The sequence below is a fragment of the Streptomyces albiflavescens genome, from assembly GCF_014645835.1.
Classification (GTDB): domain Bacteria; phylum Actinomycetota; class Actinomycetes; order Streptomycetales; family Streptomycetaceae; genus Streptomyces; species Streptomyces albiflavescens.
Genome location: NZ_BMMM01000002.1, coordinates 906706 through 931329 on the forward strand (window position 1 = coordinate 906706; position 24624 = coordinate 931329).

The following is a 24624-nucleotide window of genomic DNA, read 5'->3' on the forward strand; positions in this document are numbered from 1 at the left end:
ATACACGCCGGTTCGGGGGAGAAGCGCATGTACCCAGGTCAGCAGCAAGGTCCGTACCCGCCTCAGCAGGGCTACCCGCCCCAGCAGCCGTACCCGCCCCAGCAGGGCAACCCGCAGCAGCCCTATCCGCCTCAACAGGGCTACCCGCAGCAGCCGTACCCGCCTCAGCAGGGCCACCCGCAGCAGGGATACCCCCAACAGCCGTACCAGCCCTACCCGCCGCAGCCAGGGCCTCAGCAGCCGATGGCTCCCCAACAGAGCCTGGGCGACGCCCGGATGAGGCTGGACCCGAACCTGAGTGCCGGTCAGCGCGAGCTGGTGCTGAAGATCCAGCAGACCAGCAAGGTGTACGCGTTCGGCTTCGTCCTGGGCATCCCGCTGACCTTCGGCGGCGCCCACTACGGCATCACCGAGAAGCCGATCGGCTTCGCCGGGACCGGGCTCGGCCTCGTCGGCCTGGTCGTCGGCGTCCTCGCCCTGCTGAAGGCGAGGGGCCTCAAGGAGCAGCTGCGCCGGCTCACCCCGGACGCCTGGCGCTCCCCGGCAGCACACCTGCCGAGCGCCCGCAAAGCGGCCACGCAGGCCGCGTACGTCAATGGCGTCCTGGTCCTGCTGTCCCTGAGCGCCGCCGGCTATCTGCTCGTCAAGGGCGCCGACTGGGGCGCGTACGGCAACTCGTTCGGCTTCGGCGGGCTGATGCTCGCCGCGTTCATCCCGCTCGGCATGGGGATCGCCGCCGCGACGACGATCCCGCAGCTGCTCCAGGTCATTCCGGCCGGTGCCCGGGTCGGCCAGAGCCTGTACTCCATCATCATGGCGCTGGGGGCGCTGATCCTATTCAACGGGATCAAGGGCTTCGACCCGCTCCCCATCGCCGTCGGCGGCGGCGTCACCGCGATCTGCCTGGGCGCCATGTCGATCCTCGGCAAGGCCACCAAGCGGATGCGCGGCGAGAGCTCCTGAACTCCTAGTCGCGCACGGCGAATCCGTACACCGTCTCCCATCTGTACACCCCGCCCGGCCGCAGCTCCGTGCTCGGGAACTCCGGCCGGTTCGGGGAGTCCGGGAAGTGCTGTGTCTCCAGCGCGATGCCGTCGCCGGGCGCGAAGGGGTCGCCCAGGTGGTCCGCGGTGTAGAGCTGCAGCCCAGGTTCGGTGGTCGCCACGGTCAGCACGCGCCCGGAGACGGGGTCGTGCAGCTCCGCGACCTCGGCGGCCGCCGGCGTGACCCCCTTGTCGAGCACGAAGTTGTGGTCGTACCCGGCGCCGGCCTTCCGCGCCTGCCGGAAGTCGAAGCGCGTGCCCTCGACGGGGGCGAGCTCCCCGGTCGGGATGAGATCGGCGTCCACCGGCGTCAGCCGCGAGGCGGCGATGCGCACTTCGTGCCCGCTCGCGCTCCCCGATCCGCTCAGGTTCCAGTAGGTGTGGTTCGTCAGGTTCACCACGGTCGGCGCGTCGGTGACAGCCTCGCAGACGATCCGCAGCGCGCCTTCCTCGCCGAGGGTGTACGTCGCCGAGACCTCCAGGCGGCCCGGGAAGCCCTCCTCGCCGTGCGGGCTGACCCGGGTGAGCCGCACTCCGTGCTCGACCGGCTCGGCGTCCCACACACACTTGTCGAAGCCGAGCTCCCCGCCGTGCAGGCAGTTGGGCCCGTCGTTCCGGGGGGAGGTGGTAGTTCAGACCGTCGAGGGGGAAGCGGCCGCCCGCGATCCGGTTGGCGTACCGTCCGACCAATGCCCCGAAGTACGGCTCCGGATGCGCGAGGTAGCCGGCCAGGTCCGGGAACCCCAGCACCACATCCACGGCCCGCCCTTCCCCACTCCCGACTTGGCTGGAGCGGGGGGACTCCCCTCGGTCGGGAACCTCGACCGACTGCACGATCCCGCCGTACGTCAGGACCCGCACCCGCACGCCGGACCGCTCCAGTGTCCAGCGGTGGACCGGGGTGCCGTCGGGAAGGGTGCCGAAGAGTTCGCTGCGCATGATCGAAAGCCTAGGCCAACGATCTGTGCGGGAGTGGTCATGCCACCGGCTTCTTCGCCGTCACCATGCGGTACGCGATCTCCGCCAGCCGGGCCTGGCCGTCCTTGCTCGGGTGGAACCAGTCCCAGTGGCTCAACTGGTCCGTTCCGAAGCGGTAGTCGAAGACCGCGCCCCCGTCGAAGCGGCAGCGCCGGTCCTTGGCGCAGACCTCCCGAAGAACCTCGTTGTACGCCTCCACCCGGTCCTGCACCCTGGCGCGCCGCAGGGTCGCCGCCGAGTCCAGGGCGTCCGCGTCGTCCAGCATCGAGGGGCAGATGCCCAGCTTCCACACCTGCTTGCCCACCGGGTTGGTGCGGCCCTGGGACCACAGCCGCTTCAGGTCCGGCACGCTCGACACGTACACCTGCGTCTTGGGCAGGGCGCTGCGCAGCGTCCGCATCGCGTCCTCGAAATCGGCGCGGAAGTCGGCGACGGAGGTCATCGCCGAGGCGGAGGAGCGGCAGGCGTCATTGGCACCCGCCATCACGGTCACCAGCTCCGGCTTCCTGGTCGCCGCCTGTGCCATCTGGCCGGGGAGATCCGCCATCCGCGCACCGGTCACCGCGTAGTTCCAACTGTGCTCGGCGGCCCCGGCCGTGCCGAGCAGCCGTACGGCCAGACTCCGTACCTTCACGTCGCTGCCCGTCGCCCAGGACGCCTCGGGGCAGTCCGACAACACGGCGCACGCGTCGAAGCCGCGGGTGATGGAGTCGCCGACCGCGGCCACCGACTGCGGGCTGCGGTCCCAGGTGGGCTTCGGGGAGGGGAGCGCCTTCGCCGTCGTACCTCTTGGGGCCGGGGAGTTGCCACCGGAGGCGTCGCACCCGGCGATGCCCAGCAGAGCCGCCGCCGCGACGGCGAGGACGGCCCGTGAACGGTGGCTGCGCTTCGGCATCCCCTGGTCCCCTCGTTCGTTGTGCAGGGTCGAACGCCACCCCTTGGACACGGTCGGTCAGCACGCGCGTCCCGTTGGGTGAAACCTCGGTGTTTCCAGGCGTCGGGACCGACGGTACGTCACACTCCTTGCCCCGCTGCACGGTAGCCTCGCCCCGTGGCCGCCCTGCCACTGCCGTTCCGCTAAGTTACAAGATGTCTCGCTCTGTCCGGAGGCCCCAGTGACGACACGTGGAGTTCTCTACGTGCACTCCGCGCCCCGCGCGCTGTGCCCGCACGTCGAGTGGGCGGTCGCGGGGGTGCTCGGCACGCGTGTGAACCTCGACTGGATCCGGCAGCCCGCGTCACCGGGCACCTGGAGATCCGAGTTCTCCTGGAAGGGCGAGGTCGGCACCGCCTCCAAGCTGGCCTCCGCGCTGCGCGGCTGGCAGATGCTGCGCTTCGAGGTCACCGCCGAACCGTGCCCCACGGCCGAGGGCGAGCGCTACAGCTGCACCCCCGAGCTCGGCATCTTCCACGCGGTCACCGGAATCCACGGCGACATCCTGATCCCCGAGGACCGACTGCGCGCCGCCCTCCTCCGCTCCCAGCGAGGCGAAACCGACCTGGAGGCCGAACTCGCCAAGCTCCTGGGCAAGCCCTGGGACGACGAGTTGGAGCCCTTCCGATACGCGGGCGAGGGCGCCCCGGTCCGCTGGCTTCACCAAGTGGTCTGACCCCCTTGTGCGCTTGAGCCGGGGCCGCTCTCGCGGAAGTGGTCGCTCGCCGCGGGGGTTCCTCAACTGATGGGTGCGGTGCTCGTCGTTCGAACACCGCAACCTGCACGTAAGGGGAGGGCCCACCCGACATCTCCGGGTGGGCCCTCCCCTTACGTGGCCGTCGTGATCAGACCGACCGGAACGCCAGCACCACGTTGTGCCCACCGAACCCGAACGAGTCGTTGAGGGCGGCGATCCGTCCCTCGACGGGGAGCTTGCGGGCCTCACCGCGAACGATGTCGGCGGCGGCCTCCGCCTCGGGGTCGAGGTTGTCCACGTTGATGGTCGGCGGCGCGACCCGGTGGTACAGCGCGAGCACGGACGCGACCGACTCCACGCCCCCCGCGCCACCGAGGAGGTGGCCCGTCATCGACTTGGTGGCGGACACCGCCATGTGGTCGGCGTCGTCGCCGAACACCTTGCGCAGAGCCTTCAGCTCGGCCACGTCACCGGCCGGGGTCGAGGTCGCGTGCGCGTTGACGTGCACGATCTCGGCCGGGTCCAGGTCGGTGTTGTCGAGCAGGTTCTGCAGCGCGTGCGAGATGCCGCGGCCCTCGGGCTCCGGCTGCACGATGTCGTGGGCGTCGGCCGAGATGCCCTGGCCGACCGCCTCCGCGTAGACGCGGGCGCCGCGCTTGGCGGCGTGCTCGGCCGACTCCAGGACGAGGACGCCGGCGCCCTCACCGAGGACGAAGCCGTCACGGGCGACGTCGTAGGGGCGCGAGGCGCCCTGCGGGTCATCGTTGTTCTTGGACATCGCCATCATGTTGCCGAACGCGGCGATGGGCAGCGGGTGGATGGCCGCCTCGGTGCCACCGGCGACGACGACGTCGGCACGGCCGGTGCGGATCATCTCGATGGCGTAGCCGATGGCCTCGGCGCCCGAGGCACAGGCGGAGACCGGGGTGTGCACGCCGGCGCGGGCGCCGACGGCGAGGCCCACATTGGCGGACGGGCCGTTCGGCATCAGCATCGGCACGGTGTGCGGGGAGACACGGCGTACGCCCTTCTCCTTCAGCACGTCGTACTGGTCGAGCAGGGTCGTCACGCCGCCGATGCCGGAGGCGATGACCGCGCCGAGCCGGTCGGGGTCGACGCTTGCGTCCTCGCCCGCCTTGTCGGTGTAACCGGCGTCCGCCCAGGCCTCCTTGGCCGCGATCAGCGCGAACTGCGCCGAGCGGTCCAGGCGGCGGGCCTGCGGGCGGGGAATGACCTCGCCCGGCTCCACGGCGATCTGCGCCGCGATGCGGACCGCCTGATCGGCGGCCCACTCCTGCTCCAGGGCGCGGACACCGGAACGTCCGGCGACCAGGCCCTCCCAGGTAGAGGCTGCGTCGCCACCCAGCGGTGTGGTTGCGCCGATACCGGTGACGACCACGGTGCGATTGGTCGGGCTCACGGGAATTCTTTCTCCAACGGATACGAGGATTCAGCGGCGCCACCGCCGGGTGGCGGGGCATACAGCCCAGGCGGACCAAGGGCTTTCAGCCCGGGTGAACCGGGCCTTCAGCCCAGGTGATCGGAAGATCAGGCCTGGTGCTTGAGGATGTAGTTCGTCGCGTCGCCGACGGTCTTGAGGTTCTTGACGTCGTCGTCCGGGATCTTGACGTCGAAGCGCTCTTCGGCGGCGACGACGACCTCGACCATGGACAGCGAGTCGACGTCCAGGTCGTCGGTGAAGGACTTGTCCAGCTGGACGTCCTCGGTGGGGATCCCGGCGATCTCGTTCACGATCTCGGCGAGACCTTCGACGATCTCTTCCTGAGTGGCGGCCATGTCAGGCGCTCCTTCGGTATGTATCCAGAGGGTGTGGCGGAACTCCGGCCGGAGATGATCCGGACGGTGTGCCTAGGGGAGGGTAACGACCGTGGCGGCGTACACGAGACCCGCCCCGAAGCCGATGACGAGCGCGGTGTCGCCGCTCTTCGCCTCGCCGGTCGCCAGAAGCCGCTCCATCGCGAGCGGAATCGAGGCGGCCGAGGTGTTGCCGGTGGTGCGTACGTCGCGGGCGACCGTGACATGCGCCGGCAGTTTCAGCGTCTTCACCATCGAGTCGATGATCCGCTCGTTGGCCTGGTGGGGAATGAAGACATCCAGGTCGTCCGGGGTGATTCCGGCCGCGTCCAGCGCCTGCTGAGCGACCTTCGCCATCTCGAACACGGCCCAGCGGAACACCGCCTGGCCCTCCTGCGTGATCGCAGGGAACTTGATCTCGCCCTTGGAGTCGAGCGGAAGCTTCGAGACATCGCCGGTGGCGGTCCCCCCGCTCGAGCGAAGCCGAGAGTGGGGGAGGAACTCGTTCCACGGCACCGTCTGCTTGATCGTGCCCGCCTTGTCGCCCTCGGAACCCCACACGGTGGGACCGATGTGCGGCTCCTCGGAGGGACCCACGACGACCGCGCCCGCGCCGTCGCCGAACAGGAAGGCCGTCGCGCGGTCTTCCAGGTCGGTGAGGTCCGACAGCCGCTCCACGCCGATGACCAGGACGTACTCCGCCGAACCTTCGACGATCATGCCCTTGGCGAGCGTCAGGCCGTACCCGAAGCCCGCGCAGCCTGCCGAGATGTCGAAGGCGGCTGCCTTGTTCGTGCCGAGCTTGTCGGCGATCTCGGTGGCGACGGCCGGGGTCTGGCTGAAGTGCGACACGGTGGAGACGACCACGGCGCCGATCTGGTCGGCGTTGATCCCGGCGTCGGCGATGGCCTTGCCGGACGCCTCGATCGACATCGCGGCGACGGTCTCCTCGTCGTTCGCCCAGTGCCGGGTCTCGATGCCGGAGCGCGAGCGGATCCACTCGTCGGACGAGTCGATCGTCTCCAGGATCACCTCGTTGGGCACGACCCGGACGGGGCGGTAGCCGCCGACGCCGATGATGCGCGCAAAGGGCGCGCCCTTGGGTGCCTTGATCTTCGACATGCTCTGGAGCTCCTTCTCAGGCACTGTGCTCTGCGATGAGCTCGCGAGCCGCGTCGAGGTCGTCGGGGGTCTTCAGCGCCAGCGTCGCGACGCCGGGCAGCGCACGCTTGGCCAGACCGGTCAGAGTGCCCCCGGGGCACACCTCGACCAGTGCGGACACGCCGAGCTTCTTGAAGGTCTCCATGCACAGGTCCCAGCGGACGGGGTTGGCCACCTGGCCGATGAGACGCGCCAGGACGTCGGAGCCGGCCGTGACGACCTGGCCGTCCTTGTTCGACACGTAGGCGATCCGCGGGTCCTCCGGGTCCAGGCCGGCGGCGGCCTCGGCCAACGCGTCGACCGCCGGGGTCATGTGGTGGGTGTGGAACGCGCCCGCAACCTTCAGGGCCACGACACGGCGTACGCCCTCGGGCTTGTCCGCCTCCAGGGCCGCCAGCTCCTTCAGCGTGCCGGCGGCCACGATCTGGCCCGCGCCGTTCACGTTCGCCGGGGTCAGGCCGAGCTTCTCCAGGTGCGGGACCGTCGTCTCGGGGTCCCCGCCGAGCAGCGCCGACATACCGGTCTGTGTGATGGCGGCGGCGTCGGCCATCGCCAGGCCGCGCTTGCGGACGAGCTGCAGCGCGGTGGTGTCGTCGAGTACTCCCGCGAACGCGGCGGCGGTGATCTCGCCGACGCTGTGGCCCGCGACGGCACCGGGGTTGATGTCACCGAGTGCCGAGGCGGACAGGAGACCGGCGGCGACGAGGAGCGGCTGCGCGACAGCCGTGTCCCGGATCGCGTCCGCGTCGGCCTGCGTGCCGTAGTGGGCGAGGTCGAGCCCGATGGCGTCCGACCACGCGGCAAGGCGGTCGGCGGCGCCGGGGAGTTCGAGCCAAGGAGTCAGGAAGCCGGGCGTCTGAGCGCCCTGGCCGGGAGCGACGAGTACGAGCACTCTCACACTCTCTCTTGTGGACGGCCGCGGCCGCCCGTGGGGACAAGGACGAAGAACACGAGGGGGAATTGTAGGTCCCCGACAAAGGGCTAGGTTTGAGGATCTCCATCGGCCAGACGCCCCAGGATCAGTGCGATCCGCAGCGTGAACGCGGAGCGTACATCCGAAGGCGACCAGCCGGTGACGTCAGTCACACGTCGGAGCCGGTAGCGCACGGTGTTGGGATGGACAAAGAGCATCCGGGCCGCGCCTTCGAGGCTGCTCGCCTGTTCCAGATAGACGCTGAGCGTCTCCAGGAGCGCGGAGCCGGCCTCCTCCAGCGGTCTGTAGATCTCCTCCACCAACTGCTCGCGGGCGGACGGGTCTCCGGCGATCGCGCGTTCCGGCAGCAGATCGTCCGCCAGAACCGGCCTCGGGGCGTCCTGCCAGGCGAAACACGCCTTGAGTCCGGCGGCGGCGGCCTGCGCGGACCGGGTCGCGGCGAGCAGATCCGGCACGATCGGCCCGGCGACGACGGGCCCGGCGGCGTACGGCCCGATCAGCGACTTGGCGACGGCGAGCGGATTGTCGTTGCCGCCCGCGATGACGACGAGCCGATCGCCGAGCACACCCGTCAGTACCTGCAGCTTGGCGTGCCGGGCGGCGCGCCGGATCGCCTCGACCGTCAGCTCGCTGTCACCGTCGGGCGCCGTACCCAGCACCACGCAGACATGTTCGGGAGAATTCCAGCCGAGGGCCGCGGCCCGGGAGACAGCGCCCTCATCGGCCTCGCCGGAGAGCACCGCGTTCACGACGAGCGATTCGAGCCGGGCGTCCCAGGCACCCCGTGCCTCCGCCGCCTGTGCGTACACCTGGGCGGTGGCGAAGGCGATCTCGCGGGCGTACACGAGCAGGGCCTCGCGCAGCACGGACTCGTCGCCGGGAGCGGCGACCTCGTCGATCGCGCTCTCCATGACCTCGATGGTGGTTCGCACCATCTCGACGGTCTGGCGCAGGGTGATGGCCCTGGTCAGCTCGCGTGGCGCGGTCCCGAAGACATCGGTGGAGATCGCCTGCGGGGCGTCGGGGTGCCGGAACCACTCGGTGAACGCCGCGATACCGGCCTGGGCGACGAGACCGATCCAGGAACGGTTCTCCGGCGGCATGGCCCGGTACCACGGCAGCGTCTCGTCCATCCGCGCGATGGCTTGGGCGGCGAGACTTCCGGAGGACTTCTCCAGCCGCTTCAGGGTCGCGGTGTGCGCGTGGACGTGATGCGCTGGGCGCTCGGTGTTGCTGGTTTCGGGTTCGGGCACGGGACAAGACTGCCTTATCAGGACGGAGGTGTGCGGTGGCGGGTCACAAGTAAGCGCGGGGAGGGTGCCCGGCCGGGGCTACGGTGGTGGACGTGATGGACGTCCGCCGCGCCGAGGAGCGCTACCGCGGAGGGGACCCGGCGGCCGGGATCTCCTCGCTCCACGCCTTTTCCTTCGGCCCGCACTACGACCCGGACAACCTCCGCTTCGGTGCGGTGATCGCCTGCAACGAGGAGGCGCTCGCCCCCGGCGCGGGCTTCGACGAGCACCCGCACAGCCACACCGAGATAGTGACGTGGGTGGTGGAGGGCGAGCTGACCCACCGGGACTCGGCCGGCCACGAGTCCGTGGTCCGCCCCGGCGACGTCCAGCGCCTCAGCTCGGCGGGCGGCGTCCGCCACGTGGAGCGCAACGACGGCTCGGAGCCGCTCGTCTTCGTGCAGATGTGGCTGGCCCCGCTGGAGCCGGGCGGCGACCCGTCGTACGAGATCGTCCGCGGCATCGCGGACTCCACGCCGTACGCGGTCCCCGAGGCGGGCGCCATGCTCCACGTACGCCGCCTGACGGCGGGGGAGCGGACGGCGGTGCCCGACGCGCCCTTCGTGTACGTCCATTGCGTCCGCGGCGAAGTCCGCCTGGACGGCGAGGAGCTGGGACCGGGCGACGCGGCCCGCATCACGGAGTCGAAGGACCTGGAGGCGCTGGCGGGCTCACCGGCGGAGCTGCTGCTGTGGGAGATGACGGTGGGCTGACGCGACGTCACCTCTCCAGTCCCGTCAGGTGACTCAGCACCCCAGGCTGTCGAGCTCGCGCGTGAGGCGGGCTCCCTCGCGGGCCATGACCTCCGGGTCGCGCAGGGCGTTGGAGAGCAGCGACATGCCCTGATAGGCGCCGACGAGCGCCAGCGCGTGGCCCTCGGGGTCGGCCACGCCGATCTGGCGGTACTGCGCCTCCACCCACTCCAGCAGCTGACGGATGACCCGGCCGGCCGTGAGGTCGAGGCCGCCCTCGGCCCTTTTGTCGAGTTCCGAGGCGAGGGTGCCCATGGGGCAGCCGTAGCGGGCCGCGGTGTCACGCTGCGAGACCCACGCGTCGACGAGTCCCTTGAGGCGTTCGCGCGGGTCGGCGAGCTGATCGAGCCGGCCGGTGAGGGTCTCCAGATGCGAGGCGTGCTCGGAGAGAGCGGCTTCGACCAGCTCGTCCTTGGTCTTGAAGTAGTAGTACACGTTGCCCGCCGGGACCTCGGCGGCGCGGGCGATGTCGGCGATGGTCGTGCGCTCCACGCCCTGCTCGTGCAGGACCCGGGCGGCGGCCGCCGTCAGCTGCCGCCGCTTGCCGGCCGCCTTCGCCCGAGGGCCCCGCGATTCCTTTGAGTCAGTCACCCGACTAACTATAGACAGCCGGGGGTCGGACCGTGCTAGCGTCCTGCCCAACGCAGTGAGTCAGTCAACTAACTAAGTAAGTCTGTGAGTCGAGGAGACCGACATGTACGTGGTGACAGGTGCGACCGGAAACGTCGGGCGGACGCTGGTGCGGATGCTCACCGAGGCCCGGCTGCCGGTGACGGCGGTGGCCCGGCACATCACCGGGGCCGATGTGCCGCCGGGAGTCCGCGCGGTGGCCGCCGACCTGGCCGAGCCGGCCGGCCTGGGGGCCGCTTTCGAAGGCGGTGACGCGCTGTTCCTCCTGGTGGCGGGCGAGGACCCGCACGGCATCCTGGACGCGGCGAAGACCGCCGGGATCCGCAAGGTGGTGCTGCTGTCCTCGCAGGGCGTGGCGACCCGCCCGGAGGCGTACCGGCACCCGGGCAGGTTCGAGGCGGCCGTACGGGAGTCCGGGCTGGACTGGACGGTCCTGAGGTCGGGCGGGTTGGACACCAACGCCTTCGCGTGGGCCGAGTCGGTCCGCACCCGGCGGACGGCCGCGGCACCGTTCGGCGAGGTCGGCCTGCCCTTCGTCGACCCCGACGACGTGGCCGCGGTCGCCGTCGCTGCCCTGCGGCAGGACGCTCACCTCGGGGCCACGTACACCCTGACCGGTCCCACGGCGACCACCCCGCGCGAGCGGGCGGCCGCGATCGCGACCGCCCTGGGCGAACCGGTGCGGTTCGTCGAGCAGACCCGCGAGGAGGCCCACGAGCTGATGGCACGCTTCATGCCGCTGCCCGTGGTCGAAGGCACCCTCGCCATCCTGGGCGAGCCGACCGAGGACGAACGGCGGGTCAGCCCCGACGTCGAACGCGTCCTGGACCGGGAGCCGGGCAGTTTCGCCGCGTGGGCCGAGCGCAATGTCGCGGCCTTCCGGTGACTGTTGAGCCCGGCCGGCGTTCGAGGACGAGTCCGGTCAGGCCGCTACGGGGTCCGGGCGCGTAGCCCCCGGGGAGCGGGACGGGCAGGGGCGGGCGGAGGGGGCGACCGCATCCATCAGCAGCTCCGCCGCGGGCCGCCCCGACCTCAGCCCCGCAGCTCCGTCAGTACCGCATCCGTGAACGGGGGCCACGCCTCCACCGCCCAGGGCCCGAACGCCCGGTCGGTCAGCGCGACACACGCGGCGCCCGCGTCCGGGTCGATCCACAGGAACGTACCGGACTGCCCGAAGTGCCCGAACGTTCGAGGCGAGGACGAACTCCCCGTCCAATGGGGCGACTTGGAGTCGCGGATCTCGAAGCCGAGGCCCCAGTCGTTGGGGTTCTGGTGCCCGTACCCCGGCAGGACGCCCTTCGTACCGGGGTAGTGAACGGTCATCGCCTCGGCGACCGTGCGTGGGTCGAGGAGCCGCGGCGCCTGCACCTCGGCGGCGAATCGCGCGAGATCGTCGACCGTCGAGACGCCGTCCTTGGCGGGCGAGCCGTCGAGCGTGGTCGAGGCCATGCCCAGCGGCTGCAGCACCGCCTGGCGCAGATACTCCGCGAAGGGAATGTCCGTCGCCTTGGCGATGTGGTCCCCGAGGACCTCGAACCCCGCGTTCGAGTACAGCCGCCGCTCCCCGGGCGCGGACGTCACCCGGTGCTCGTCGAAGGCGAGCCCCGAGGTGTGCGCGAGGAGATGACGGACCGTCGAACCGGGCGGACCCGCCGGCTCGTCGAACTCGATCGCCCCCTCCTCGTACGCGACGAGCGCGGCGTACGCGGCGAGCGGCTTGGTCACCGAGGCGAGCGGGAAGCGGTGCGCCACGGGTCCATGGGTCCCGAGCACCGTGCCGTCCGCGCGGACGACGGCCGCCGCGGCCGTGGGGACGGGCCAGTTCTCGATCAACGCCAGGCTGTGCAAGGACATGCGTACGAGCCTAAGCGGCTCAGAGGTTCAGTCGCATCGAGGGGTCCGGCTTGCGCACGAATCCGAGGGAGGCGTAGAGCGGCTCGGCCTCGGCGGACGCGTTGAGGTCGACCTGGGCGGCGCCCCGCTCGCGGAACCAGTCGAGGAGCGTCTCCATGCAGGAGCGGGCGTAACCGCGGCGCCGCGCGTCCGGATCGGTCGCGACGCTGAAGACATGTCCCACCGCGCCGTGCGGATTGCCCTCACGCCCGATCCGGTACTCCAGGGACCCGGCGACGAGCGCCGCGAGCGCGTCCGGCCGGTCGGGGTGGTCGACGACGAAGGCCGCGAAGTTCCCGTCGGGTTCGGCGAGCTTGCCGCGTATGGTCGGCAGGGACTCCGTGTGCCACTCGGCGGAGCCGTCCGCGGCGAAGACCGAATCGATCATCACCTGACGCAGCCGCAGCACTTCCTCGGCGTCCTCGGGCACGGCACGGCGTACAGGACTCATGATCTGCACGGTAGCCACCGAGCCCGCGCGGCGTCTCCGGAATTTCCCCGGATTCCGCTTGCTTGGAGTGCACTCCAAGGTTTTAGCGTGGGGGTCATGACGGTGATGGAGACCACGACCGAGGCCACCGAGACCGGCGCCGGGACCAGGACCGACCTCTGCGCGGCGCCGCCCGAGCGGCACCGGCGCCCGGACGGTCAGGACAACTACACGATCAGCGAGGTCGTCGCCTCCACCGGCATGACGGCGCACACCCTGCGCTGGTACGAGCGGATCGGCCTGATGCCGCACATCGACCGCTCGCACACCGGCCAGCGCCGCTACAGCAACCGCGACCTGGACTGGCTCGCCTTCGTCGGCAAGCTCCGGCTCACCGGGATGCCGGTCGCCGACATGGTGCGGTACGCGGAACTGGTGCGCGAGGGCGACCACACCTACATCGAGCGCTATGAACTCCTGGAGGCGACCCGCCGGGACGTCAAGGCCCGGATCGCCGAGCTCCAGGACACGCTCGCGGTGCTCGACCACAAGATCAACTTTTATGGGGACGCCGGGCGGGCCCTGGCGTCGGAAAGGTCTTCATGACCGACAGTGGGACAACCAAGGTGCAGCTCGGCGACGGTGGCCCGGAGGTCGGCGTTCAGGGCCTCGGCTGCATGGGGATGAGCTGGGCGTACGGCCCCTCGGACGCGAAGGAGGCCCGGGCCACCCTGGAGCGGGCGCTGGAGCTGGGTGTCACGCTCTACGACACCGCGGAGGGTTACGGCGCCGGCGAGAACGAGAAGTTCCTGTCGCCGTTCATCAAGGCGCACCGGGACGAGGTCGTGATCGCGACGAAGTACGGCCTCACGACCCCGGCGAGCGACCGGACCAAGCGGATCATCCGCAACGACCCGGCGTACATCCGCCAGGCCGTCGAGGGCAGCCTCAAGCGGCTGGACGTCGACGTGATCGACCTCTACTACATGCACCGGCGCGATGTGAACGTGCCGATCGAGGAGAGCGTCGGCACCATGGCCGAGCTGGTGCGCGAGGGCAAGGTCAAGCACCTGGGGCTGAGCGAAGTCACCGCCGGGGAGCTGCGCGCGGCGCAGGCCGTGCACCCGATCGCGGCCGTGCAGTCGGAGTGGTCGCTGTTCAGCCGGGACATCGAGGCACACGTCGTGCCCGCCGTCCGTGAGCTGGGCGTGGCGCTCGTCCCGTACTCGCCGCTCGGCCGGGGCTTCCTCACCGGTTCCTTCGCCAACGCCGACAAGGACCTCTCGGAGGACGACGTCCGGCGTACCCAGCCCCGCTTCACGGGCGACAACGCGGCGGCGAACGCGGCGCTGCTGGACCCGATCCGATCCGTCGCCGAGGCCCACGGTGCCTCGCTGGGCCAGATCGCCCTGGCGTGGGTCCAACAACAGGCGACCGTCCACGACTTCACGGTCGTACCGATCCCGGGCACCACCAAGCGCACACGGGTCGAGGAGAACACGGCGGCCACGCGGATCGTCCTGACCGAGGACGAGCTGGCCCTGCTGGAGCCGATCGCCTCCAAGGTCGCGGGTGACCGTTACCCGGACATGTCCTTCGCGTCGGCGGGCCGGGAGTAACCGCGCTTTTCGCCCCCTCCGCCCCTACCCGCTGGGGGCTTGTAGCGCAGTTCCCCGCGCCCCTTTTCAGGGGCGCGGGGAACTGCGCAATCTTTTGGCGGGGGTCTGGGGGCGCAGCCCCCAGGTACGGGAACGGGTAGGGGCGGAGGGGGTGAATCCACGTTCTCGCGGCACCCCCGGCGGCCCTCACAACTCCGCCAACAGCTCCGCCTTCTTGGACGTGAACTCCTCGTCCGTCACCAGCCCCGCCTCGTGCAACTCCCCGAGATGCCGGATCCGTTCGGCGATGTCGGCCGGATCGCGGCGCGGCGCGGCGGCCGGAGGCAGCGCGCCGGAGCCGGAGGCGCGCACCGCGGAGAGTACGGCGGCCGCGAACGGCAGCGACTCGTGCACCGGCCCGTAGCCGAGCCCGAAGACGACGGCCGCCGGATCCTGATCGGCCTGGGCCGGCTGCGCGGGCGCGGACTGACGGCGCAGCAGCCGCAGATGGCCCTCGAAAACCTCGGGAGAGCGCCACTCGACCCCGCTCAGGTCGGCGACCGGGAATCTCTGGTCGCCGGCCTTCCACTTCGCGGAGGAGGCACCCGTCCAGAACCACCGGAAGGACACCGCCTTGCCGTCGAAGGACGCCTTCCCGTCGTACGCCTTGAACTGCAGCGGCGCCTCGGGCGGGCCCACCAGGTAGCGCTCGGCGGGCTTGTCGTCCTCGGTGAGCTGTCCGCGCAGCTCGTCCGCGTAGTACTCGGCGAGGGTCTCGCGCTCGGCGGGCAGCACGAGCCGATACGGATCGCACCCCTCCTTGAGCTGCCCCGCGGCCGCCTCCATCAGCGGATCGGCACCCGCTCGTGGCACGGCACGCAGAACGACCGTGCCACGCTTCCCGGGCGTCAGCGTCACCGCCGCGATCGCCTCCAGGGGAATGCGGCGTTCGCCGAGCGCCTGGAACAGCTTCGGTGTCCGGATCCCCCGTTCGAAGCGGATGAGCACGGAGTCGGACTCGAACTCCCAGGCGGCATGAAATCCGGCCAGTACGTCACCCATGCGGGCCATCGTATGCGGCACGCAAGCCTCCGTCGCCTCCCTGGGCGGACCGCAGTTTTTCGCTCTCTACGCGCGTCAGCCCGACATGGTGCCGGACAAACCCGTCCGGCACGCGTCATCGTCGTGCGCGCACGTCACCGCGCGGTACGCACCAATGCCGATCTCCGCGAAGTTGCGGAGACTCTCCGTACCCGGCTCGAAATAGCCGGTGTGCCCCTTCGAGTCCTTCGCCGACAGGACCCGCGCGCCGAATCCCTTCGACACCGGGTCGGCGCCGTGCCCGAGCCCTCCGACCTCCAGATTCGGTACGTCCGCGATCCAGTCGTCGGCGTCCCGCATCGCCCAGACCTGGGCCGAGGTGTGCAGGCCCGATGCCTTCTCGGCGCGCATGCCGGGGCTGCCCGCCACCGCTATGTCGGAGACCCGGGAGGGCAGCTCATGGGCGGCGACCCCGCACAGGACGGAGCCGTAGCTGTGGCAGTACAGGGCCACCGGCGAGCTCCCCGGCAGCGCCCGCAGCAGCGCGTTCAGCCGGACCGCGCCCTCTTCGGCGCGCATGGCGGTGGCCGCGTCCATACCGAGCCCGCTGGGTGTCGTGTAGTCGGCCCACGCGATCACGGCCGTACGCGTGCTCGGATTCGCCGCGCGCTCCGCCGCGTACAGCGAACGCGCCATGCCGACAGGAGCCGAGTACGGCTTGTTGGTGCGCTGGAAGTTCAGCAGGTCGGTGTCGACACCGGGCACCACGAGCGAGATCCGCTGGGCCTTGTCGAGGCTGCCGAAGACCTCGGCGATCCGCCCCGTCCCCATGGGGTCGAAGGCGAGGATCTTGCGGCCCTTGTGCAGCAGCGCCTCATAGCGGTGCATACGTCGGCCCGCCTCGTGCTGGCCGAGGGTCGACAGCCGGTTGTCGTGCATGCGCTTGCGCTCGACCTTGCGCTGTTGATCCAGGGCGATGCGGTTCGCCTGGTAGCGCAGTGTCACGGGCGCGCCGTTCATGTTGCCGACCGCGAGCGGGTAGCGGTGGGCGAGCCGGGAGCGCTGGTGGGCGTCGAGCGTGGCGAAGAAGCGGGCCAGTCGGCCGGACGTGGAGTCCAGGTCCGGAAGCCGGTGCCCGGCGAGGCTGCCGTGCTCCCACGCCGAGCGTGAGGCTTGGAGCGGCGTCGCTGTCCGATGGCTGTTCAGCGCGGTCCAGCCACCGGTGGCCAGCATCACGAACACCACGGCCAGCGCGAGCAATGCGCGCCAAACGCTGAGTTGGGGGGATGTGTCGAAGGAAGTCACTGAGAGGACACCCTAGGAGAAGTGAGGTGCCTCCCGTTAAACGAGTGAGCGGTATCACGTTTCTAGTGGGGTAATTGGGTCAAAGCGGGTTCAGTTTGAGTTAAATGGTGACGCTCTGTGTGCGTCAACGATCATTATGTGCGCCACTTTTTCCGTGTTCCCCCGGTGGTCACCGCTCCCGTCGGTGATCACTCCGTACGCCACTTCTCCGCCAGCGCGGGCCCCACGTGATCGAGGTAGGAGGCGGTCAGCTCGCGGATCGCCTCGACGCTGCTGTCCTCGCCCGCGCCCCACAACCGGCCCGTGACGCGCATCACTCCGCCGAACACGGCCACCGCGACGCGCGGTCGCGGATCCGCGTCCACGTCGAGGCCCTCGCGCTCGGCGATCACCCGTGCGATTTCCTCCTCCAGCTCGGCGGAGCGGCGCAGATGGACGGCGAGCAGCGCGGGAGTCGACTCGATCAACTGAAAGGTGCGCATGTGCAGTTCGATCGGGACGACGGCGTCGACCGCCTCGCCGATGGTGTCCCAGCCCTCCAGGACGGCCATCCGCAGCGCCTCCAACGGGGCTTCGTGGGGCGGGCGTTCGCGGACGGCGGCGAGGAAGTGCGACTCCGCGATCCGCTGGCTGAAGAGGGCGACGTCCTCCTTGCCCGCGAAGTACCGGAAGAAGGTGCGCTGGGAGACGTCGACGGCCTCGGCGATCTCGTCGACGGTCGTCTGCTCGTATCCCTGGGTGGCGAACAGTTCGAGGGCGGCCCGCAGCAGGGCGTCGCGGGTGCGCTGCTTCTTGCGTTCGCGCAGCCCCGGGCGTGCCCCTGCCCCCGCCGTGTCCGCGATGTCCATGTGTCCCCTCCTGCGAACTGTTCGCCCAGTTCAGCCTATCCGTGAGCGACGTGACAGTTACCGACTTGTGAATTGATTTGTCAACTGTCAGTGGCTGTCACTAGCCTCGAAAGCATGACTAGTCAGACCACCATCGACACGACGGGCTCGGGGGACAAGACACCGCTCGCCCTGTCGGACGAGGCCCCCGCCAAGGGGCTGCGCGGCCATCCGTGGTTCACCCTCATCACCGTGGCCGTCGGGGTCATGATGGTGGCCCTGGACGGCACCATCGTGGCCATCGCCAACCCCGCCATCCAGAAGGATCTGGGCGCGAGCTTCGCCGACGTCCAGTGGATCACCAACGGCTACTTCCTCGCCCTCGCGGTCACGCTGATCACCGCGGGCAAGCTCGGCGACCGGTTCGGGCACCGGCAGACCTTCCTCATCGGCGTGGTCGGCTTCGCCGCCGCCTCCGGTGCCATCGGCCTGTCCGACAGCATCGCCCTCGTGGTCACCTTCCGGGTCTTCCAGGGGCTGTTCGGCGCGCTGCTGATGCCGGCCGCGCTCGGCCTGCTGCGGGCGACCTTCCCGGCCGAGAAGCTGAACATGGCGATCGGCATCTGGGGCATGGTCATCGGCGCCTCCACCGCGGGCGGCCCGATCCTCGGCGGTCTGCTGGTCCAGCACGTCAGCTGGCAGTCGGTGTTCTTCATCAACGTGCCCGTAGGCGTCATCGCGCTGGTCCTCGGTGTGCTGATCCTGACCGACCACCGCGCCGAGAACGCGCCCCGTTCCTTCGACATCCTCGGCATCACGCTGCTCTCCGGCGCCATGTTCTGCCTGGTCTGGGCGCTCATCAAGGCCCCGACCTGGGGCTGGGGCGACGCTCTGACCTGGACCTTCCTGGGCGCATCGGTGCTGGGCTTCGCGCTCTTCGCCTTCTGGGAGACGAGGGTGCGGGGGCCGCTGATCCCGCTGGCGCTGTTCCGCTCCGTGGCGCTGTCGGCGGGCGTGGTCCTGATGGTCCTGATGGCCATCGCCTTCATGGGCGGCCTGTTCTTCGTCACCTTCTATCTGCAGAACGTGCACGGCATGAGCCCGGTCGACGCGGGCCTGCACCTGCTGCCGCTGACCGGCATGATGATCGTCGGCTCGCCGCTGGCCGGCGCCCTGATCACCAAGTCCGGCCCGCGCATCCCGCTGGCCGGGGGCATGGCCCTCACCGCGATCGCCATGTTCGGCATGTCCACGCTGAAGACCGATACCGGCAGCGGCATCATGTCGCTCTGGTTCGCCCTGCTCGGCCTCGGCCTCGCGCCCGTCATGGTCGGCGCCACCGAAGTCATCGTGGGCAACGCGCCCATGGAGCTCTCGGGTGTCGCGGGCGGCCTCCAGCAGGCCGCCATGCAGATCGGCGGCAGCCTCGGTACGGCGGTGCTGGGCGCTGTCATGGCCTCCAAGGTCGACGGCGATCTCGCGGGCAACTGGGCCGACGCCAAGCTGCCGCCGCTCACCCCGGCCCAGCTGGACCAGGCCTCCGAGGCGGTCCAGGTGGGCGCCGCGCCGGTCACCAAGGACACGCCGGCCGCGATCGCCGCGCAGATCACCGACGTCGCGCACGACACGTTCATCTCCGGCATGAGTCTGGCGTGCCTCGTCGCCGCCGGGGTCGCTGTCGTGGCCGTCTTCGTCGCGATGCTCACCAAGCGGGGCGACAACGCGGAGGCCGCGGGGGCGGGGGCCGGGCACATCTGACGGCCCGTTCTTGTTCAGGGTTCGCCTTTTCGCCTATCCGGGTGACTGAGCTCAAGATCCCTCCCGCTCGGTGCGCGCCGCAGGTCACAGTGGGTCAAGTCCTCCGTACGGCATCTACGACGTGGAGGGCGGCCGGAACTGCGGCGCGCTGCCGGAGGGGGGCAGCGCGTGTGCAGGTCTGAAGGCGAGGAACGGGGGTACCCGGCGCATCGACCCGAACCGACCGAGAGGTCAAGGGAGTTCAGGAGTTGATGATGGCGGGCTTCGGACACGGTACGCGCAGGTACCCCCGTTCACGTGGCCGTATGAGGTCACGGACCGGGCCGGATCGCGCGACCCTGGGCATCATCGGTCTCGTCTGCGCGATCGCCGGTTTCTTCACGCTGAGCATCGTTCTCGGACCGCTGGCGATCGTGTGCGGCTGGCTGTCCCTGGGCCGCCGCTGGACGGGCTCCCGCCCGCTGCCGGCCCTAATCGCCCTGATCCTGGGCGCGCTGGACACCCTCCTGGCGATCATCTGGCTGGCCGGCTCGACGGGCGCCGGCAACGGCTGGCTCTGACCGCGGCCATCCACGAGGCCATGCACGCGGCCGTGGCCGCGTGCAGCCGCTGCCGGCCGTTACCGCTGTGGGCAGTCGTCCCGCAGGGCGATGGGGGTCCCCCCGCTCGAGCGAAGCCGAGAGTGGGGGAGGGTGGGCACAGCCACCAGCGCCGGGTGCCGTTGCGACCAAGGTCCCCGGCACCGGGGCTGGGGTCGGGGGTGGGCCGCGCAGCCCGGCGCTGTACGGGGTGCCGCTGTGCCCACCCGTGCCGCCCTAGCGGCACGCATGCCCACAGCAACGACGACGGCTGGGACGGCGCCTGGCGCCTACGGCTGGGACGATGCCCGGCGCCCAGGGTCAGCGCGAGTGTTCCTCGGCAGCCTCAGGCACCGGGAGCGGTACTCCTGGGGGCGCCCCGCCGGACAACGCGGCGACCTCCGCGCGCAGTGCGCGAACCTCCTCCGTGAGGGCTTCGATCGCGGCGGTCTGGCGGCGTTCCTCCACGTCGTCCTTGTCGAACCGGGAGATGAACCACGCGGCGATGTTCGCGGTGACGACACCGAGGAGGGCGATGCCGGAGAGCATGAGCCCGACCGCGAGCATCCGGCCCAGACCGGTCGTCGGCGCGTGATCCCCGTACCCCACCGTCGTCATCGTCGTGAACGACCACCACACCGCGTCGCCCAGCGTCTTGATGTTCCCGTTCGGCGAGTCCCGCTCCACGGACAGCACCGCGAGCGAGCCGAACATCAGCAGCCCGATCACCGCGCCCCCGACGTACGTCGTCAGCCGGATCTGCGAGGCCATCCGTGCCCGCCGTCCCACCAGCATCAGCGTGGAGACCAGGCGCAGCAGCCGCAGTGGCTGCAGGATCGGCAGGATCACCGCGCACAGGTCCAGCCAGTGGCTGCGGACGAAGTCCCGCCGCTGCCGGGCCAGTGCGAGCCGTACGAGATAGTCGGCGGCGAACGAGCCCCACACCGTCCACTCCACCACCGTGCACGCGAGCGTCAGCGAGCGGCTCGCGTCGCTGTCCACGATCGGCACGGCGTACGCGAGGGCGAAGGCCACCGCGAGCGCGAGCAGAGGCCGCTGGGTGTGCAGCTCCCAACGGACCTGTGCCGATTCATCCTTCATGCCCGCATCGTAGAAAGAAAGCGAAGCACCCGGAGACCCGACGACGGAGGGGCGGCGGGACCTGAAGCCCCGCCGCCCCTCACCCGCCGTACGTATGTCTACGCGTCGCCGCCCGCCGCACCCGGATCGGCCGCCGCCACGTCGAGCAGCTGGTAGCGGTCGATCGCCTGCTTGAGCACCGACCGGTCGACCTTGCCCTCGCGCGCGAGCTCGGTCAGCACCGCGACCACGATCGACTGCGCGTCGATGTGGAAGAAGCGCCGGGCCGCGCCGCGCGTGTCCGCGAAGCCGAAGCCGTCCGCGCCGAGGGACTGGTACGTCCCCGGCACCCACCGCGCGATCTGGTCCGGAACCGATCGCATCCAGTCGGAGACGGCCACGAACGGGCCCTGGACGGCGGAGAGCTTCTGTGTCACGTACGGGACGCGCTGCTCCTCCTCGGGGTGCAGCAGATTGTGCCGCTCCACCTCGACGGCCTCGCGCCGCAGCTCGTTCCAGGAGGTCGCCGACCAGACGTCCGCCCTGACGTTCCACTCCTCGGCGAGGATCTGCTGCGCCTCGATCGCCCACGGGACGGCGACACCGGACGCCATGATCTGTGCCGGGATCGAGCCCGACGTGCCCTCGCTGAAGCGGTAGAGGCCCTTCAGGATGCCGTCCACGTCGACGTCCGCCGGCTCGGCCGGGTGCTGGATCGGCTCGTTGTAGACGGTGAGGTAGTAGAAGACGTCCTCCGAGTCCGGACCGTACATCCGGCGCAGACCGTCCTGCACGATGTGCGCGATCTCGAAGCCGAACGCCGGGTCGTACGCGACACAGCCCGGGTTCGTCGAGGCGAGCAGTTGCGAGTGCCCGTCCGCGTGCTGGAGGCCCTCACCGGTCAGCGTCGTACGGCCGGCGGTCGCACCGAGCACGAAACCGCGCGCCAGCTGGTCGGCCATCTGCCAGAACTGGTCTCCGGTGCGCTGGAAACCGAACATCGAGTAGAAGACGTAGACGGGGATCAGCGGCTCGCCGTGCGTGGCGTACGCCGAACCCGCGGCGATCAGCGACGCCGTGCAGCCCGCCTCGGAGATGCCGTCGTGCAGCATCTGTCCGGTCGGCGACTCCTTGTACGCGAGGAGCAGATCGCGGTCCACGGCCTCGTACTGCTGGCCCAGCGGGTTGTAGATCTTGGCACTCGGGAAGAACGAGTCCATGCCGAAGGTGCGGTACTCGTCGGGCGCGATCAGCACGAAGCGCCTGCCGATCTCCTTGTCCCGCATGAGGTCCTTGAGGAGACGCACAAAGGCCATGGTCGTGGCGATGGACTGCTGACCCGAGCCCTTCTTCACGCTCGCGTACGTCTTGTCGTCCGGCAGGGCCAGCGGCTTCGACCGCACGACGCGCGTCGGGACGTACCCGCCGAGCCCCTTGCGGCGGTCGTGCATGTACTGGATCTCTTCCGAGTCCCGACCCGGGTGGTAGTACGGCGGGGCGCCGCCTTCGAGCTGCGCGTCGGTGATCGGGATGTGCAGGCGGTCGCGGAAGCCCTTGAGGTCGGCGACCGTCAGCTTCTTCATCTGGTGCGTGGCGTTGCGGCCCTCGAAGTTCGGGCCGAGCGTCCAGCCCTTGACGGTCTGGGCGAGCACCACGGTCGGCTGGCCCTTGTGCGCCTTGGCCGCCGCGAAGGCCGCGTAGACCTTCCGGTGGTCGTGACCGCCGCGGCCCAGGTGCAGGATCTGGTCGTCGGTCATGTTCTCGACCATGGCGCGCAGCCGGTGGTCGTCACCGAAGAAGTGCTGGCGGATGTACGCACCGGTCTCGGTGGCGTACGTCTGGAACTGTCCGTCGGGCGTGATGTTCAGCTTGTTGACGAGGATGCCGTCGCGGTCCTGGGCCAGCAGCGGGTCCCAACTGCGGTCCCAGACCAGCTTGATGACGTTCCATCCGGCACCCCGGAACTGCGACTCCAGCTCCTGGATGATCTTGCCGTTGCCGCGTACCGGGCCGTCGAGGCGCTGGAGGTTGCAGTTGACCACGAAGGTCAGGTTGTCCAGGCCCTCGCGCGCCGCGATCGACAGCTGGCCGAGCGACTCCGGCTCGTCCATCTCGCCGTCGCCGAGGAACGCCCACACGTGGGACTTGGAGGTGTCCGCGATGTCGCGCGCCTCCATGTACCGGTTCATCCGCGCCTGGAAGATCGCGCCGAGCGGGCCGAGGCCCATCGAGACGGTCGGGAACTCCCAGAAGTCCGGCATCAGTCGCGGGTGCGGGTACGAGGAAAGGCCGTACGGCGCCTTCGACTTCTCCTGGCGGAACGCGTCGAGCTGCTGCTCGGAGAGCCGGTCGAGAAGGAACGCGCGGGCGTAGATACCGGGGGACGCGTGCCCCTGGAAGAAGACCTGGTCGCCGCCGTCGCCCTCGTCCTTGCCCCGGAAGAAGTGGTTGAAGCCGACGTCGTAGAGCGAGGCGGAGGACGCGAAGGTCGCGATGTGGCCGCCGACCCCGATGCCCGGGCGCTGCGCCCTGGACACCATCACGGCCGCGTTCCAACGGGTGGCGTTGAGGATCTTGCGCTCGATCTCCTCGTTGCCGGGGAAGAAAGGCTCGTTCTTGGTGGCGATCGTGTTGACGTAGTCCGTGCTGCGCATCTCCGGCACGGCCACGCGCTTCTCGCGGGCCCGCTCGATGAGCCGCAGCATCAGATAGCGGGCCCGCTCACGGCCGCGCTGGTCGACGGCGGCGTCGAGGGAGTCGAGCCACTCCTGAGTCTCCTCAGGGTCGAAGTCCGGGACCTGGCTGGGAAGGCCGCCAATGATGATCGGGTTGCGATCGGATCCGGAAGCCACGCTGTTCCTTCGCTGTCAGAGGGCCACTTTGCTTGATGCCTGCACCGTTCCCCATCGTGTACCTAGGGGGCGGAATCGTCATCTCTACTACGGGGTAACCGAGACATTTCTGCAGACCGTTGGGACGGGCCCGACCAAAACGTAACGATACGCTGCAGTCCATGACGCGTTCCGCAAAGTGTTCGGGTCTCGTACGTTCCAAGGGTTCCGAAGTTCGCAAATCGGGCAGAAAGGTGTGGTGTGCGTCACGAAGCGGCGTGATTCCATGCCTGGAGTTGCGGCGACACCGCCGGGATCGTCACCGTTTCGGCGGTCTCGACGGCCGGGTACTTGCGCGATCCGTCCCGCCCGTGTGGACTACGGCCAATGCTTCGCGCACGCGCGTTGCTGTACATCTACCGAAACACAATCAGGAGGCAAGCCGTGAGCGCGACCGCGGACCACGCGGAGGAGCGGACCAACCCGGCCGCCAGGCTGGGGTTCGAGCCCGGACAGGTGGTCCAGGAGATCGGCTTCGACGACGACGTTGACCACGAGCTCCGTGAAGGCATCGAATCGCTGATCGGCCAGGAACTGGTCGACGAGGACTACGACGACGTCGCTGACGTCGTGCTGCTGTGGTTCCGGGACGAGGACGGCGATCTCACGGACTCCCTGGTGGACGCCATCGGTCTCCTCGAGGACGGCGGCAATGTCTGGCTGCTGACCCCGAAGACCGGCCGGGACGGCTACGTCGAGCCCAGCGACATCAACGATGCCGCACAGACCGCCGGCCTCTCCCAGACGAAGAGCATCTCGGTGGGCAAGGAATGGTCGGGCACGCGCCTGGCCACGCCGAAGTCGAAGCGCTGACGCTCCGCTGGGTCGGTCCGGGGAATGTCGGGGGCTCCCGCCCCCGACCCCCCGGGCAGTCGGCCTGAAGGGCCTCGTCCTCGAACGCCGGGCGGGCTGAGTTCTCTCAGCCCGCCCGGCGTTTCTGTGTCTGCCTCCCGTGGGAAGCGTGGTGATCGCTGCGTAGGCTGGTCT

Annotated in this window: 23 protein-coding genes and 1 pseudogene; 9 read left to right on the forward strand and 15 right to left on the reverse strand. The window is 70.0% G+C overall.

Annotated features, from left to right (window positions below):
• Window positions 1–27 precede the first annotated feature (27 nt).
• Complete coding sequence (locus tag IEY95_RS08890; RefSeq protein ID WP_189185309.1) at window positions 28–963, forward strand: hypothetical protein; 936 nt, start codon at window positions 28–30, stop codon at window positions 961–963.
• 4 nt (window positions 964–967) lie between these two features.
• Here the strand turns inward: IEY95_RS08890 and IEY95_RS08895 are convergent.
• A pseudogene (locus tag IEY95_RS08895) lies at window positions 968–1982 on the reverse strand (aldose epimerase family protein).
• A 37-nt stretch (window positions 1983–2019) separates the two neighbouring features.
• Window positions 2020–2916: an SGNH/GDSL hydrolase family protein gene (locus tag IEY95_RS08900; protein ID WP_189185310.1), complete on the reverse strand. Its 897-nt coding sequence runs from the start codon at window positions 2914–2916 to the stop codon at window positions 2020–2022.
• 220 nt (window positions 2917–3136) lie between these two features.
• Here IEY95_RS08900 and IEY95_RS08905 point away from each other — a divergent pair, with 220 nt between their 5' ends.
• Window positions 3137–3631, forward strand: coding sequence for a DUF3145 domain-containing protein (locus IEY95_RS08905; protein ID WP_189185311.1), 495 nt, complete (start codon window positions 3137–3139; stop codon window positions 3629–3631).
• 169 nt (window positions 3632–3800) lie between these two features.
• Here the strand turns inward: IEY95_RS08905 and fabF are convergent, their stop codons facing one another.
• The 5 genes from fabF to fasR form a co-directional block, all read right to left on the reverse strand.
• Entirely contained in the window at window positions 3801–5072 is a 1272-nt protein-coding gene (fabF, locus tag IEY95_RS08910) for a beta-ketoacyl-ACP synthase II (RefSeq protein WP_189185312.1), read from the reverse strand.
• Between the two features lie 128 nt (window positions 5073–5200).
• Entirely contained in the window at window positions 5201–5449 is a 249-nt protein-coding gene (locus IEY95_RS08915) for an acyl carrier protein (RefSeq protein WP_189185313.1), read from the reverse strand.
• A gap of 72 nt (window positions 5450–5521) precedes the next feature.
• Window positions 5522–6589: a ketoacyl-ACP synthase III gene (locus IEY95_RS08920; protein WP_189185314.1), complete on the reverse strand. Its 1068-nt coding sequence runs from the start codon at window positions 6587–6589 to the stop codon at window positions 5522–5524.
• A gap of 16 nt (window positions 6590–6605) precedes the next feature.
• Window positions 6606–7520: an ACP S-malonyltransferase gene (locus IEY95_RS08925; RefSeq protein WP_189185315.1), complete on the reverse strand. Its 915-nt coding sequence runs from the start codon at window positions 7518–7520 to the stop codon at window positions 6606–6608.
• A gap of 89 nt (window positions 7521–7609) precedes the next feature.
• A complete protein-coding gene (gene fasR / locus IEY95_RS08930; protein WP_189185316.1) occupies window positions 7610–8815 on the reverse strand; it encodes a fatty acid biosynthesis transcriptional regulator FasR in 1206 nt (401 codons plus the stop codon).
• Between the two features lie 95 nt (window positions 8816–8910).
• On the opposite strand from fasR, the gene IEY95_RS08935 reads away from it, so the two are divergent.
• Window positions 8911–9567: a pirin family protein gene (locus IEY95_RS08935; protein WP_189185452.1), complete on the forward strand. Its 657-nt coding sequence runs from the start codon at window positions 8911–8913 to the stop codon at window positions 9565–9567.
• Window positions 9568–9600: 33 nt separating this feature from the next.
• On the opposite strand, the gene IEY95_RS08940 is transcribed toward IEY95_RS08935, so the two are convergent.
• Window positions 9601–10197: a TetR/AcrR family transcriptional regulator gene (locus IEY95_RS08940; protein ID WP_189185317.1), complete on the reverse strand. Its 597-nt coding sequence runs from the start codon at window positions 10195–10197 to the stop codon at window positions 9601–9603.
• Between the two features lie 103 nt (window positions 10198–10300).
• Between IEY95_RS08940 and IEY95_RS08945 the strand changes: the two genes are divergently transcribed.
• Window positions 10301–11122 carry an NAD(P)H-binding protein gene (locus IEY95_RS08945; RefSeq protein ID WP_189185318.1) on the forward strand — a complete coding sequence of 274 codons (822 nt, stop codon included), beginning with the start codon at window positions 10301–10303 and terminating at the stop codon, window positions 11120–11122.
• A gap of 146 nt (window positions 11123–11268) precedes the next feature.
• On the opposite strand, the gene IEY95_RS08950 is transcribed toward IEY95_RS08945, so the two are convergent.
• A complete protein-coding gene (locus IEY95_RS08950; RefSeq protein ID WP_189185319.1) occupies window positions 11269–12090 on the reverse strand; it encodes a serine hydrolase domain-containing protein in 822 nt (273 codons plus the stop codon).
• 19 nt (window positions 12091–12109) lie between these two features.
• Window positions 12110–12580 (reverse strand): GNAT family N-acetyltransferase, encoded by a 471-nt coding sequence (locus IEY95_RS08955; RefSeq protein WP_189185320.1) that lies wholly within the window; start codon window positions 12578–12580, stop codon window positions 12110–12112.
• Window positions 12581–12676: 96 nt separating this feature from the next.
• Here IEY95_RS08955 and IEY95_RS08960 point away from each other — a divergent pair, with 96 nt between their 5' ends.
• Complete coding sequence (locus tag IEY95_RS08960; RefSeq protein WP_189185321.1) at window positions 12677–13165, forward strand: MerR family transcriptional regulator; 489 nt, start codon at window positions 12677–12679, stop codon at window positions 13163–13165.
• Entirely contained in the window at window positions 13162–14178 is a 1017-nt protein-coding gene (locus IEY95_RS08965; RefSeq protein WP_189185322.1) for an aldo/keto reductase, read from the forward strand. The genes IEY95_RS08960 and IEY95_RS08965 overlap by 4 nt, the downstream gene beginning before the upstream one ends.
• 186 nt (window positions 14179–14364) lie before the next feature.
• Here the strand turns inward: IEY95_RS08965 and IEY95_RS08970 are convergent, their stop codons facing one another.
• From IEY95_RS08970 to IEY95_RS08980, 3 genes are all read right to left on the reverse strand, one after another.
• On the reverse strand, window positions 14365–15228 hold the full coding sequence (locus IEY95_RS08970) for a DUF4429 domain-containing protein (protein ID WP_189185453.1): 864 nt from the start codon (window positions 15226–15228) through the stop codon (window positions 14365–14367).
• 66 nt (window positions 15229–15294) lie between these two features.
• On the reverse strand, window positions 15295–16503 hold the full coding sequence (locus IEY95_RS08975) for an alpha/beta hydrolase (protein ID WP_189185323.1): 1209 nt from the start codon (window positions 16501–16503) through the stop codon (window positions 15295–15297).
• Between the two features lie 188 nt (window positions 16504–16691).
• Window positions 16692–17351 carry a TetR family transcriptional regulator gene (locus IEY95_RS08980; protein ID WP_189185324.1) on the reverse strand — a complete coding sequence of 220 codons (660 nt, stop codon included), beginning with the start codon at window positions 17349–17351 and terminating at the stop codon, window positions 16692–16694.
• A gap of 114 nt (window positions 17352–17465) precedes the next feature.
• Here IEY95_RS08980 and IEY95_RS08985 point away from each other — a divergent pair, with 114 nt between their 5' ends.
• The gene (locus IEY95_RS08985) at window positions 17466–19088 is read left to right on the forward strand and encodes an MFS transporter (RefSeq protein WP_189185325.1); all 1623 of its coding nucleotides are present in this window, start codon (window positions 17466–17468) and stop codon (window positions 19086–19088) included.
• Window positions 19089–19339: 251 nt separating this feature from the next.
• On the forward strand, window positions 19340–19648 hold the full coding sequence (locus tag IEY95_RS08990; protein WP_189185326.1) for a small hydrophobic protein: 309 nt from the start codon (window positions 19340–19342) through the stop codon (window positions 19646–19648).
• A gap of 339 nt (window positions 19649–19987) precedes the next feature.
• Here the strand turns inward: IEY95_RS08990 and IEY95_RS08995 are convergent, their stop codons facing one another.
• The gene (locus IEY95_RS08995) at window positions 19988–20767 is read right to left on the reverse strand and encodes a potassium channel family protein (RefSeq protein WP_189185327.1); all 780 of its coding nucleotides are present in this window, start codon (window positions 20765–20767) and stop codon (window positions 19988–19990) included.
• A gap of 98 nt (window positions 20768–20865) precedes the next feature.
• Window positions 20866–23598: a pyruvate dehydrogenase (acetyl-transferring), homodimeric type gene (aceE, locus tag IEY95_RS09000; protein WP_189185328.1), complete on the reverse strand. Its 2733-nt coding sequence runs from the start codon at window positions 23596–23598 to the stop codon at window positions 20866–20868.
• Window positions 23599–24021: 423 nt separating this feature from the next.
• On the opposite strand from aceE, the gene IEY95_RS09005 reads away from it, so the two are divergent.
• Window positions 24022–24450 carry a DUF3052 domain-containing protein gene (locus IEY95_RS09005; protein WP_189185329.1) on the forward strand — a complete coding sequence of 143 codons (429 nt, stop codon included), beginning with the start codon at window positions 24022–24024 and terminating at the stop codon, window positions 24448–24450.
• Window positions 24451–24624: the final 174 nt, after the last annotated feature.

Coding starts and splice junctions, on each gene's coding strand:
- IEY95_RS08890 (WP_189185309.1), top strand. CDS start 28: ATGTACCCAGGTCAGCAGCAAGGTCCGTACCCGCCTCAGCAGGGCTAC.
- IEY95_RS08900 (WP_189185310.1), bottom strand. CDS start 2,916: ATGCCGAAGCGCAGCCACCGTTCACGGGCCGTCCTCGCCGTCGCGGCG.
- IEY95_RS08915 (WP_189185313.1), bottom strand. CDS start 5,449: ATGGCCGCCACTCAGGAAGAGATCGTCGAAGGTCTCGCCGAGATCGTG.
- IEY95_RS08920 (WP_189185314.1), bottom strand. CDS start 6,589: ATGTCGAAGATCAAGGCACCCAAGGGCGCGCCCTTTGCGCGCATCATC.
- IEY95_RS08935 (WP_189185452.1), top strand. CDS start 8,911: ATGGACGTCCGCCGCGCCGAGGAGCGCTACCGCGGAGGGGACCCGGCG.
- IEY95_RS08945 (WP_189185318.1), top strand. CDS start 10,301: ATGTACGTGGTGACAGGTGCGACCGGAAACGTCGGGCGGACGCTGGTG.
- IEY95_RS08950 (WP_189185319.1), bottom strand. CDS start 12,090: ATGTCCTTGCACAGCCTGGCGTTGATCGAGAACTGGCCCGTCCCCACG.
- IEY95_RS08955 (WP_189185320.1), bottom strand. CDS start 12,580: ATGAGTCCTGTACGCCGTGCCGTGCCCGAGGACGCCGAGGAAGTGCTG.
- IEY95_RS08960 (WP_189185321.1), top strand. CDS start 12,677: ATGACGGTGATGGAGACCACGACCGAGGCCACCGAGACCGGCGCCGGG.
- IEY95_RS08965 (WP_189185322.1), top strand. CDS start 13,162: ATGACCGACAGTGGGACAACCAAGGTGCAGCTCGGCGACGGTGGCCCG.
- IEY95_RS08970 (WP_189185453.1), bottom strand. CDS start 15,228: ATGGCCCGCATGGGTGACGTACTGGCCGGATTTCATGCCGCCTGGGAG.
- IEY95_RS08980 (WP_189185324.1), bottom strand. CDS start 17,351: ATGGACATCGCGGACACGGCGGGGGCAGGGGCACGCCCGGGGCTGCGC.
- IEY95_RS08985 (WP_189185325.1), top strand. CDS start 17,466: ATGACTAGTCAGACCACCATCGACACGACGGGCTCGGGGGACAAGACA.
- IEY95_RS08990 (WP_189185326.1), top strand. CDS start 19,340: ATGATGGCGGGCTTCGGACACGGTACGCGCAGGTACCCCCGTTCACGT.
- IEY95_RS08995 (WP_189185327.1), bottom strand. CDS start 20,767: ATGAAGGATGAATCGGCACAGGTCCGTTGGGAGCTGCACACCCAGCGG.